The organism is Streptococcus minor DSM 17118, from assembly GCF_000377005.1.
Taxonomy (GTDB): Bacteria; Bacillota; Bacilli; order Lactobacillales; family Streptococcaceae; genus Streptococcus; species Streptococcus minor.
In genome coordinates, this window is the sequence record NZ_AQYB01000024.1 from 1 (window position 1) to 12,245 (window position 12,245).

At 41.4% G+C, this 12,245-nt stretch carries 8 protein-coding genes; 3 read left to right on the forward strand and 5 right to left on the reverse strand.

From position 1 onward, the window contains the following. From F602_RS0101660 to F602_RS0101675, 4 genes are all read right to left on the reverse strand, one after another. Window positions 1–6,462 (reverse strand): DNRLRE domain-containing protein (locus tag F602_RS0101660; RefSeq protein WP_026183251.1); only part of this gene is annotated, 6,462 nt, incomplete at its 3' end. 13 nt (window positions 6,463–6,475) lie between these two features. Further along, window positions 6,476–7,084, reverse strand: a complete 609-nt coding sequence (locus F602_RS0101665; protein ID WP_018166223.1) for a hypothetical protein — start codon at window positions 7,082–7,084, stop codon at window positions 6,476–6,478. Between the two features lie 2 nt (window positions 7,085–7,086). Next, window positions 7,087–7,767, reverse strand: coding sequence for a class B sortase (locus F602_RS0101670; RefSeq protein ID WP_026183252.1), 681 nt, complete (start codon window positions 7,765–7,767; stop codon window positions 7,087–7,089). A gap of 233 nt (window positions 7,768–8,000) precedes the next feature. Continuing rightward, on the reverse strand, window positions 8,001–8,852 hold the full coding sequence (locus F602_RS0101675) for a cation diffusion facilitator family transporter (RefSeq protein ID WP_018166225.1): 852 nt from the start codon (window positions 8,850–8,852) through the stop codon (window positions 8,001–8,003). Window positions 8,853–9,003: 151 nt separating this feature from the next. Between F602_RS0101675 and F602_RS0101680 the strand changes: the two genes are divergently transcribed. From F602_RS0101680 to F602_RS0101690, 3 genes are all read left to right on the forward strand, one after another. Then, window positions 9,004–9,525: a TetR/AcrR family transcriptional regulator gene (locus F602_RS0101680; protein WP_018166226.1), complete on the forward strand. Its 522-nt coding sequence runs from the start codon at window positions 9,004–9,006 to the stop codon at window positions 9,523–9,525. 105 nt (window positions 9,526–9,630) lie between these two features. After that, entirely contained in the window at window positions 9,631–9,924 is a 294-nt protein-coding gene (locus F602_RS0101685) for a phasin family protein (RefSeq protein WP_018166227.1), read from the forward strand. 18 nt (window positions 9,925–9,942) lie between these two features. Beyond that, window positions 9,943–11,526 (forward strand): ABC1 kinase family protein, encoded by a 1,584-nt coding sequence (locus F602_RS0101690; RefSeq protein ID WP_018166228.1) that lies wholly within the window; start codon window positions 9,943–9,945, stop codon window positions 11,524–11,526. A 38-nt stretch (window positions 11,527–11,564) separates the two neighbouring features. Here the strand turns inward: F602_RS0101690 and F602_RS0101695 are convergent, their stop codons facing one another. Further along, window positions 11,565–12,149: a helix-turn-helix domain-containing protein gene (locus tag F602_RS0101695; RefSeq protein ID WP_018166229.1), complete on the reverse strand. Its 585-nt coding sequence runs from the start codon at window positions 12,147–12,149 to the stop codon at window positions 11,565–11,567. Window positions 12,150–12,245: the final 96 nt, after the last annotated feature.

Sequence of the window (12,245 nt, forward strand, 5' to 3'; positions counted from 1 at the left end):
TTCAGAGTACTTGGTCGTCAAGAGTTGGTCTAGCTTATTGTAGTCGTAAGAAATAGTCTTGCCATCTGCTTTTTTGATTTGGGACAGTTGGTTATTGACATCGTAGGTGTAGGTTTCTGCATCCCCTAAGGCTGTCATCCGTTCAACCATATTAGACAGTTGATCGTAACTGTACTTGGTAACTTGGCCATTACCATTCGTCACGGATGTCATATTTCCGACGCTATCATAGGTATAGGTAGAAGTGGAGGCTTTTTCACCTGAACCTTTGGTCGCAGTGAGTAGTTGGTTTTCACTGTCATAGGTATAGGTAGATAAACGCTGGCTACCAGAAGTGACTTGGGTCAGGTTGCCATTTCCATCATAGGTATAAGAAGCAGTTGCACCTGAGCCTGTTGTCACGTTTGTCAAACGGTCATCGTTATCATAGTGATAAAGTGTCGTTTGCCCAGCTACATCTGTTTCTGCCGTTAGGCGATTCAGCGCGTCATAGGTCTTGGTCTGGCTTTGACCAAGTGGATTAACGAGCTTTTCTAGATTACCATTTGGATCGTAGGCATAGGTTTCTTCCCGTTTACCATTTATGGTCCGCTTGGTCACCTGTCCGACTGGGTCATAGCTGAGGTCAGTCTTGCGTCCAGTTGGAGTAGTAATGGTCTTGAGCTGATCTAACTTAGTGTATTCCAGATTAGTCTTGGCACCGCTTGGTGTGGTGACTGTGGTCAGGTTTCCGGCCTTATCATAGGCGTACGTTGTTTCCAAGTTCAAAGCATTTTTTTCAGTCAAAAGACGACCCGCCACATCATAAGTGTAGCTAGTAGTGCGGTCTGATTGGTCGGTTTCCTTAGTCAAGTTCCCCGATAGATCATAAGTATAAACTTTTGAGAGACCTTGCGGAGCCGTTTGTTTCTCCAGACGCCCTAGTTTGTCATAGGTATAGGTAAAGACAGCTTTGTTTGGAAGAGTCCGTTTGGTGGCACGTCCATAAAGGTCATTGATATAGCTGGTCATATCTCCGCTTGGGTCTGTTTCACTGACCAAACTACCTGTCGCATCATAGCTGTATGTGGTGACACCACCTGTCGGTTTGGTCATGGTGCTGACACGGTTCATAGCATCATAACTATAACTGGTGGTATGGCCTTCACCAGTGGTCGATGTCAGAGTATTGCCAAGTGCATCATAGGTGAAGGTCTGTGTCGCTCCTGTTGGCGCAACCGTTTCCGTTAAGCGGCCCAGAGGATCATACTTGAGGGCTGTTTCATTGCCCTTTGGATCCTTGTAGAGGACTAGGTGTTGATTGGCATCATAACCATAACTAGAGGTATGACCGTTGGCATCTGTTACTTTCGATAAGTTTCCTAAGACATCGTATTCATAAGAGATGGTGTTTCCTTCGGGGTCGCTTTCCGTCACCACTCGGTTGACTGCATCATAAGTGTAACTATTTTCACGGTCAAGGTGGTCAACTGTCTTGGTTAGATTGCCATTCTTATCGTAGTGATAGGTAGTGGTATGACCTTCTACATCTGTTTTAGTAGCAAGGTTGCCGACTTTATCGTAGGTGTAGCTTTCACTGCTCCCATCTGGGAAAGTCGTTTTAGTCAGTTGATTAACGTTATCATAGCTGTAAGATGTCACTTGACCTAGGCTATTCGTTGTTGTCAAACGGTTACCTACTGCATCATAGGTATACGTTTCATCCAAGTCCTGATTGTCCTTGATAGAAAGGATACGATTTGCCGCATCATAGGTGTAGTCTGTCACTAAACCGCTGGAATGGGTTTGTTTGATCAGACGATCCAGAGCATCGTACTCATTGGTGATGGTACTACCATCTGCATTGACCACTTCTTGGATCTGAGCTGTTGCCGTATAGGAAATTTTGGTTGTGTTTCCGTTGGCATCTTCTACTGCGACTGGGTAACCAAGTTCATTGTAGGTGTACTTGGTTTTTCCACCAAGGGCATCTGTGACCTCCGTCAGAAGTTCCATCTGATTGTAGGCAAACTGTGTGCTATTGCCCAATCCATCTGTGACTTGACTGACTTGGTTTTGTCCATTGTAGACTGTGGAGGCTGTGTAGCCCGCCGCATCGGTCACGGAGCTATGGTTCCCGTTCTTGTCGTAGCCCATGCTAGTTGTATTACCGAGTGGATCTCTTGTGGCTAAGAGGCGACCAGCATCTGTGTAATCATAACTGGTTTTCTTACCCTTCGCATCCGTAAAGGTGAGAACATTACCCATAGCATCGTAGGTGTACGACACACTTGATTGATCTGGATAGATGATGCGAGTTACATTTCCAGCCGCATCATAGGTGTAGCTGGTGGTGCGGTCACCGATGGTTTCTGTCAGTTTTCGACCGAGGGCATCATAGGTATAGCTGATAGTTTGCCCCGACTCATCCTTGTAGGAGAGGATCCTTCCGAGCTTATCATAGCTGTACTCAGAGGCTGTGCCGATTGGATAGGTTACCTTTGTGAGATTCCCAGATGGATCATAGGTGTTTTCTGTGATTTGACCTAGAGCATCTGTGATTGTTGCGACTTGAGAGAATCGGTCATCATAGGTTAAGCTACTACGGTGCCCTGCTTCATTAATTCGCGTAAGTACACGTCCAAGACCATCTCGTTTAAATTGTGTTGTATGACCAGCTGCATCCGTTTCTGTCAGCAAGCGGCCACGGCTATCATAGGTATAGGTAGTCGTATGGCCTTCAGTATCTGTCATTGACAGTTGATTCCCGACTCCATCGTAAGTGTAGGAGTAGATACCACCTTCACCATTAGTCGCTGCGATTTTTCGACCAAAACCGTCATAACTAAAGGTAGAGGTATTACCATTTCCTTCAGTCACTCCTGTCACCTGTCCAGCTCCATCAAAACTATAGGTAGTTGATACGCCATCTGGATCTGTCTCACTCATCTTGCGACCTTCACCATCGTAGGTATAACTAGTCACACCTCCACGTGGATTCGTCACAGAAACCAACTGGTTATGGGCATTGTAGGCTAGCGTAGATACGCCTCCCAAAGGATTGGTCACTTTGACCATATTGGCCCCATTATAGGCAAAATTTGTGGTATTGCCAAGTGCGTCCGTTGTTGAGAGGATTCGACCTTCTTTATCTACTGTATAAGTGACTTTTGATCCGTCTGCGAGAGTGGTAGAGAGAAGATTGCCTTCTTTATCATAGGTATAGCTAGTGGTATTGCCATCAAAGTCTGTTTCGGACAGGAGATGATTTTTACTATCGTATGTAGATGATTTGACTGCTCCATCAAAACGAGTTTCACTGAGAACATTGCCATTCTCATCGTAAGTGTAGCTAGTTGTTTGACCAAGTTCATTGGTTTCACTAGCCAGTCGATTGGCTTCATCATAGGTTTTTGACACACTACTACCGTCTGGGTAAGCTATACCCATAGTGCGATAAAGTTTATCATAAGTATAGGTAGTGCTGTGACCATTGGCATCCGTTGCGACCGTTTGCCCGTCAGAATAGGCAAGAGTTGATACCGCACCCGAACCGTCTGTTTGTTGGGTCACCCGTCCCTGATCATCATAGATGTTTTCAATAACTTTGGTACCATTACCATCATACCAAGCGGTCATCAAACCTTTATCATCATACTCATATCGAGTCGGTACCCCAGTTGCATCAGTATAGGTGATCAGATTCCCATTTTCATCATACTCATAAGTCAAGGTTGAACCATTCGGTAAGCCAACAGCACCGATATAGCCTTCTTCAGTCATAGTCACATTAAAAATGAGACCAGTTGGTGAGGTAATCTTGGTCAAGATACCTTCTTCGTTGTAGTCTAGGCTAGTTTTATGGCCTTTTTCATCGGTCTGACTAGTCAACAAGCCATGGAAATTGAAGATTTTTTCCTGTTGTTCACTATCTGTAATACGATATTCTTTAACTGTGTATTCTTCTTCTCCATTTCCAAAGTCTGCTTTTTTTGTTTCGACTTCTTTAATGGTCATGGTCAAGTCATAACCTTCAGGTGCTTGGTATTTATTTCCATCTTTTTTGAAGGTCAGGATAGAACCATCCGTTCGGGTATAGTAGAGATTCCCCTCTTCGTCGCTGGTCACTTGTTCATTAAAAGCAAAGGACCAACCTCTACCAAAGAGACTATTCATTCCAGCAGCTTTGGAGTTGTAGAAGCGAACAATTTCAAAGTCACCACCTAGATCAGGAATCGAAATGTCTGTACGGTCTAAGTAGAAATTCCCTGTATTTAAGTTAATGGGTTCAAACCCAAACTCGCAATGTAGTCCACGCCCCATCAATAGCATATCTACATCGGACTTAACTGTATCATTTAACTTAGGCGGATTATAAGGTTTGGTGGCATTCTTCTTTGGATTACGGATAAAAAGGGTATTATTCTTGACCAAGAGCATGTCTTGAATACGGTTATCATAGGCAAGTTGCTTGAGCGGGACACCGTAGTAAGAAGCTATTTTTGGTAAGGTATCATACTGTGTGACCTTGTAGATGACAAAGGTGTCGCTTGATTTCTTACCACTGGTCTGCCCATCTTTTTGACTTTCTGCATCAATTGTATAGACTTTGTTAAATTCTGGTTCTGTAAAAGGAACAATCGTTTGCCAGTTAGAGAGCTTATCCTTATACTGAGTCGTTCCTTTTTCAAATGCTGAAATAAAGTTAGACGTATCCGGGAATTTATAGGAAAAACTTCCTGGCACTTGACCTGTATAATTTTTGCCTACATCACTCAGATTGTAGGTCACCAGCGCTCCAGGAGTTGTTACACCATCTGCAAAAACACCTTGGAATTGGAGTTTTCCAGACTTTTCAGTCTTGACCATATTACGGAGATGGATAATCGTATCGCCAATAGCATAGTTAACATCTACCGGATCTGGTACAGACCAGTTAATGGTGATACTAGGTGCTTTATCTGGGGTAAAACCACCTTGTGCATTATTAGCTACATTGGCTTCAGTCGTATAAAAACCACCACCATAGTCACCTTCATTCGTCGCTTTCACGACCAATCCGTAGTTTGGATAGAGGCCTTGCACCCAGCCATTGACCGTTTCACGAATATCAAAATGGTGCATTCCAAGATTAGCAGGACTAAGAGCATTCTCTCCTGAGATTTCATCTTCTAAGCTGAGGGACGAGAGCCACGTAATCGTTTGAATATCAAAATCTTGCTTGACACGGTATGCTGTAAAAGTTGCATTGGCTGTTCCTTTTCCATCTGAATATTGGTAAAGATTGAGCGTTGCATTATCAATTTTTGCTTCAGAGGGGATGCTCTTTTTAAAATCATAATTGATCTTAAAGTACATACGACTACGGCCAATATCTGCTACTCCCGGCATACCCATGTTTTCAGCAGTGATATAGCCAACAAAACCATAGGCACTTCCGAGAAATGTTCCGCGCACAGAGCTAGTCACCACATCTAAAAGGTTTTCCCTTGGTACAGTAACAGTTGGGTCAATTCGAACAGGGTAGGAACGACTAGCATCTTTCAACCAATCCTCACTGGCAACAACTGTTAATTCATATTGTTTTCCAGCTTTCTTCAATTCTAAGGTAATATCTTGGCTTTCCTGTCCAGTAGCATCCACCATGATAGGAGCTGTCAGAACAAAAAGAACCGTATCTTTTCCTTTTTGCTTCACTAAAACTTGATTATTTTCAAGTACTACATCATAGGAAGTCGCATCTAGACCGTAGGTAAAACGATTTTTTCCTTCCCAGTTTGCAAGGACAATTTCTTCTTTTACTCCGTTTGCTTGAACGGTATACTGAACATCCATTGCTCCTTCTACGTTATTGTAAAGGATTGCATTTTCTTGGACAGTCGCATTCTCATATGTCTTATCAATAGGATAAAGAGAAATCTTATCGTCTTGACTGATGACATCAATGGGCGTTTCTTTATCAACTTGACTCGGTAAGACAACTCCAACTGGTGATTCTTTGGGAAGATAATAATGTTTTCCATCCACATGGTAAGAATAGAGATCTAAATCAACTGGAATTTCTTGTCCATCTTGGTTCTTATAAGTTTTTACATCGCTACCAATATAGGTCACAAAATGCGTTTCATCTACCTTGTAAAGCTGTTCCTGCCCACTTTGAGCCACCGGTTCCCCATACTTCTCACGAAGAGCGGCTTCTTCTGCACCAAGTCCACTCTCTGGAAGTTTCGGCTGTTGGATAGCATCTCCGCCATCCTTATCTTTTGCGTCCAAAACTTTATTCTTATCTGCTTGTTCAGGGGTGTTTTGATTTTGATTTCCCACGACAGCTTCTTGAGCTTCTTCAACTGATTGATGATGGTATTCTTCAGACTGAGTGGTTTCAATCGCATTGTGAATTTCTTCTGCATATATGAGCGGACTATTTGTCAAGACAATCGTCAGCAACATCACCCACGAACACACTTTTCTTATTTTTTTCATATTTTATCTCATCCTAAATTTTTTCTTTAATTACAAAATAATAAACTGTTCCCAATACCAGAAAATTGTCTGTTACAAAGAGCAGAACTTCAGCTAGTTGTGGGAGGAGCAAACTACAGACAGAAACTAGGCCAATTATTAATAGAGCGAATAAAAGAAGATTTCTAAATTCTTTTTCTTTGAAAGAAAGCCCCTTTCCTTTATAAAAAGTTATTAAACTATAAAGGACTGTTATTTTTATGCTAGCTTGAATCAAACTGGATAAAATCCAAATAACATTTTTTACGAACTGGTAGGAGATAGATGTGTAGTCGTACAAAAACTCTCCCAAAAGTCCGAACAAAAATCCTACTGTTATAGAAACTAGAAGTGCTCTAACCAGCACTTTTAGGATACGATTATCTTGATTGTAGTTCCGTAATAGCCAACTGAGTAAGTGAGTGAGTAAAATGATTCCTCCTATAAATAGGACCGAACCAATCACTCCCAAATTAAGTGAAAACTGCCTTTCTTCTGCCCATGGCCTCAACACCCCAGTTCCTAGAAGTCTTTGACCAAGACCGAACGCGAGAAACCCCAATACCAATTCACTATATCGTCTATATTTTTTTAGAAAATCCATTTTTATTCATTCCTCCTGACTGCATGTAAGATATATCTCTTTGTGTCTGTTTGAGAATCGCAAGTTGATAGAATAAGTAACTTATCTTTTTCAACATCAAAAGGGCGAAATCTATAAAAACCTCCTTGAAGTCTTGCTTGACTCTCCAAACTCAAAACATACTCTTTAACCCTATCTTTATCTCCCAGTTTGTAGCTATGAAAAAGATGACTGTCATCCATTTGATAAGCTGCAATAATGTCATAAGAGAACTTATCATCAACTGTTTCAATTTCAATAGTCTTATATCGTTCAAAAATCGATTGTTCAGAAAAGTTTTCTAGACTTCCAAACATCGAACCATCTTGTATAGCATGCCCATAGATAATGGTTACAAAATCATCAAAAGACTTGGTATTGATTTTCTCTGTAAAAATGGCACCATAATAAGTTGCTTGGTGTTCTAAATCATGGGTCAGATAGTAGTTATCATCATTTGGATGTTGGGCGATAGGATAATCAATATTGGTCCCTTCAACTTTTAGCCAAGCGTAGACATCTGGGTTAGCATGACTATGATTAATCAGTTCTTTTTTCGTGCTGTCTTCTAACTGTCTATCTTCTAAGCTTTTCATCCCATAAAAGCCAGCAACAAGAAGAGAGACTAACAAAATTAGACCTGCCCATTTCCTAAATCTTTTCACTTTTCTACCTATCTCTATATTCTATATTATTTTTGTAAGGTTATTAAAAATACTCCTTTTATTTTATCATAATTTTTCAATGTAAAATCAAATCTTTGAATAAAATAGAATATTTTTTTAGCATCATTCCATTTCATACAAAACAACCAAAATAAAAAGCAGTGCTATGACACACTGCAGTTAGTTAGATAGAGAGATTCTTTTTTTGAATAGATGTTATTCTAACAATCACCTTACCCTTCGTGTTCCTTATGTTCTATCACACTCTGGTCCAATTCAACTGTTAGGTGGGTGATGCCATAGGTCCTAGCAAGCTTTCGTAGGGTGGTCTTACAAACCTGACTATCTTGCATATCTTTGGGACAGACATGAAGCATGGCAAATTTTTCTAAGCCATCTGTGGTCCAGACATTGAGCTGAGTGATGGCTTCGATTTGATCTAATGCAAGGATATCTTTTTCAAAAGCAGACAGGTCCACATCCTCTGGTACATGGTCCAGAAAGATTTTCAGATTTTTCCAAAATTGTGGAATGGCCTTCGATAAGATAAAGGTTGAGATGACAAGAGATAATAGTGGATCGAGGAAGTACCAATCGGTAAAGCGTAGAATGATAGACACCAGAATGACCGCTAACCAACCAAGAATATCCTCCAAAAAGTGAAGGCTTAGGATGGACTCGTTGTGGCTGTGACCATGACGGACCACTCTACTAGCTGCAAAGTTAATGATAATGGCCACCACTCCTAGTACCAACATACCATTATAATTAACCGTTTCTGGTGCAAAGAGCTTGGGAATATTTTCTACTACTAGCAGGATTGAGCCGACAATCAGGATGCTAGCGGTTAAAACAGCCCCCAGAAGACTAAAGCGTTTGTAGCCCAGACTGTACTTTTCATCACCTTTGCGCTGGGAAATTTTTTCCAGAAAAGCTGCTAAACCGATAGCTAAGGCATCTCCCATATCATGCACAGCATCAGCCAAGACGGCGCTGGAGTTAAATAAAATCCCAAACAGACACTCAATAATGGCAAAAGAAGCATTCAGCAAAAAGGCAATGCGCATATTTTTTTCTGATTTCATTTGGTCCTCCTTTTTCATTTATAGTATAATAAGTACAATATCGAACATTTTGTTCACTATTATTATCTATTATTTATCAAGAGGAAACAAGAAGCAGTTTAGCTGAAATGTTTGTTATCGAACACTTTCTCAAAACTGTACGGAAAGAGTTATGGATAGACGTATTCAAAAATCACGCCGGGCTATCTACCGAGCCTTTATCAGCCTACTGAACCAAAAGAGCTACGAAAAAATGACTGTTCAGGAAATCATTGATGAGGCCAATGTTGGTCGTTCCACCTTTTATGCTCACTTTGAGACCAAGGAAACCCTGCTGGAGGAACTTTGTCAGGAGCTATTTGAGCATACCTTTGTCGGACATCAGGAGGAAATGTCGTATTTTGAGCTCATTGCTCACCTTTTCCTGCATTTTAAGCGCAACCAAGACAAGATTGCGACCTTGCTTTTGTCAAAAAACACCTATTTCACCAAGCGTCTCAAAGACCAGCTGGAAGTCTATCTATTTCCTTTGGTGCAAGAGAAAGCTCTGCTCAAGAAAGACCATTTACCCAAGGAGTTTTTGGAAAACTTTGTAACCTCTACCTTTATCGAAACGGTCACTTGGTGGCTAGAATACGGCAAAAAACTGGATGAGATGACCATCGCTCAGTATTATCTAGATTTGTTGGGGTAAATCTAAAGCGGTAACCTTCTTGCTTGTGTTTACCTATCTGTTTCCTGCTGATTTTTTTCTGGAAAAATGCTAAAATATGGGTAGAAATAAAAGGAGGTGCTCATCATGGATGAACTAAAAAAAGTGTTGTTGGCAGGAATCGGCTTGACAGCCATGACCTACGATAAGGTGGAACAATTTGTCAAAGAAATGATTGACAAGGGGCGACTGACCATTGATGAAGGGAAAGAATTACAGTCTGAGCTCAAGCGCAAAAGTCAGGCTGAAGCAGAAGGCTTCTTGGAACAAATCAAGGAGAAATCTCAAAGTCTCCAATACGCTACTAAGGATGATTTGAAACGTTTGGAAGAAAAATTGGATGCTCTCTTGGAGCAACTCAGCCAGTCCAAAACAGACTAAGAAAAATAGGAAGGTTCCATGTCACATAAGCGTTTAGGGGAAATCCTAACTGTCTTTAGCAGAGTGGGATTGACCCATCTAAAAGAAAAAAATACCCCATGGGAAGAGCGAGTCACACCTGTTAAGCTCCGATTGGCCTTTGAGTTGCTGGGGCCTAGCTTTGTCAAAATTGGCCAGATTTTATCAACTCGGAGTGATTTATTACCAGAGGTCTACATTCGGGAATTGGAAAAATTACAGGATGATGTGCCACCTATGCCCACGGAAGTGGCTTTAGCAGCCATTGAGAATGAGCTCGGTCAGCCTTTTTCTGCAGTTTTTTCCAAACTGGATGAAATCCCGTTAGCTTCTGCTTCCGTTGCTCAGACACACCGAGCTAGGCTCTTGGATGGTCAAGAAGTGATTGTCAAAATCCAAAGACCAAACCTAGCGGCACAAACGCGGGAAGATTTGGAACTCCTAGTCAAATTGGCTCGGCGAGTCCCTGATTCTTGGATGCCCATGGTGGACCTGCCCAAGGTCCTATCTCAGTTGCAGGCATCCATTGAAGCGGAAATCGACTTTCGTAACGAAGCCCAGCATATCCTCGACTTCACTAAAGAAAATGCTGACATTGCCTGCATTAGTGCTCCAATAGTTTTTGAGGAATATACTACTAGTCGGATGTTGGTCGAGTCTTATATACCGGGCATTCGGATCAATAACCACAAAGAGCTGGTAGCTGCTGGCTATGATCTAGAAGATATCGGTCAAAAGCTCATGCTCAGCTTTATCAAGCAAGTCTTCAAGGATGGATATTTCCATGGCGACCCACACCCGGGTAATTTGATTGTCCACGAAGGTAAAATTTTCTTTATTGACTTTGGTATTATGGGACGCTTAGAGGAGGGGGTTCGGACCAACCTCAATGAAATTCTCTATAGCTTTACCTCACAGGATGTGGACGGGATGGCACGAGCCATCCTTTCGATGACAAGAACCGAAGAACAGGTCAACATGACGCAATTAGGACGAGATGTGGAGCGTATGATGACCAAGTATGGCAATATCAACTTAGGACTGCTCTCTTTGTCCGATCTCATGGATGACCAACTGCAAATTTTTCAAAAGCATGGTCTACAGGCAGATCCTGCGATTACCATTTTAGGCAAAGCTATGTTGCAGATTGAGGGTGTCTTTCGCGAGTTGGCACCAAATGTGGACCTGATGACTCTCGCAAAAAAATATTTCATGGAAAATATGAAAACCGATATCCTGAGTCAGGTTCTCAACCGTGACACTCTCCTGATTGAGCTGCTCTATCTTCTACGCAATGGCAAGAGCATCCCGCGGCGACTCAATCAGCTCATGGAGCAAGTCTTGAACGGTCGAATACTCATCAATCATGACCTCATTGACTATCCTAGCCGTTCACGTCAACTACAAGGGTTGGGGAATCGTATAGTTCTTAGCATTCTCTTTCTAGCCCTGGTATTAGGTGGAAGCTTACTGAGTTTTCAGGAAGGTCAGAAAAGTCTAGCTAACATTTTTTTCCTAGTGGCTGGAATCATCTTTTTCTGGCTCATGGTCCTTATCCTGAGATGGGAAAGAAAAGGAAAATAAATATAACAGCAAACCAGACCCTAACAGGGTCTGGTTTTTTAAAACAAAAATCGAATGAGGATGCTTGCCAGCACACCAAGTAGCACTGAAATCACTGTAAACAGCAAAACGATTAAGGCTTTTTGATAGGGATATTTTCCACGTTCTTCAGCTATTTGGATGGCATCCAAGGTTTCGCCATTGGTAATGGCTAAGATTTGGCGATAGGTCTGTATATCATGAATCTTTTTGAATTTTTCGATTTTCAGACCAAAATACATCGTTACGAGCCACTCTAAAAGAAAAATTAAGGCTCCCCACCAACCTAGATAATGAAAGAGCGGATAACCAGAAATAGCTGTCAGGAAAACTCCCAGAAGCATCCATTTGGCATCTGTATAGAATTGTTTCAAGTCCTTTTGTTGCACAATTGTTTTCATTGTATCTAAGTCTCCTTCTACTAGAGTATCAAGAGTCACTTGAAAAATATGGCTGAGCAAGAGTAAACTATGAATATCAGGATAAGTTTTATCGTTTTCCCAATTTGAAATACTCTGTCTGGTCACATAGATTTTTTCTGCAAGTTCCTCTTGTGATAAGTTCATTTTCTTTCGATAATGAACCAATTGTTTTCCAAGTTCCATTGCGACCTCCTTTCAACAGTAGGATACGATAAGACCATTTTTTTATCTATCAAAAGTCTTTTACATCTGGCAATATGATCGGATTAAAGGCATGTA

What these genes read in the sequence shown, in the direction of transcription:
- F602_RS0101665 (WP_018166223.1), bottom strand. Translation starts at nt 7,084, where the DNA reads ATGGATTTTCTAAAAAAATATAGACGATATAGTGAATTGGTATTGGGG.
- F602_RS0101680 (WP_018166226.1), top strand. Translation starts at nt 9,004, where the DNA reads ATGGATAGACGTATTCAAAAATCACGCCGGGCTATCTACCGAGCCTTT.
- F602_RS0101685 (WP_018166227.1), top strand. Translation starts at nt 9,631, where the DNA reads ATGGATGAACTAAAAAAAGTGTTGTTGGCAGGAATCGGCTTGACAGCC.
- F602_RS0101695 (WP_018166229.1), bottom strand. Translation starts at nt 12,149, where the DNA reads ATGGAACTTGGAAAACAATTGGTTCATTATCGAAAGAAAATGAACTTA.
- F602_RS0101675 (WP_018166225.1), bottom strand. Translation starts at nt 8,852, where the DNA reads ATGAAATCAGAAAAAAATATGCGCATTGCCTTTTTGCTGAATGCTTCT.
- F602_RS0101690 (WP_018166228.1), top strand. Translation starts at nt 9,943, where the DNA reads ATGTCACATAAGCGTTTAGGGGAAATCCTAACTGTCTTTAGCAGAGTG.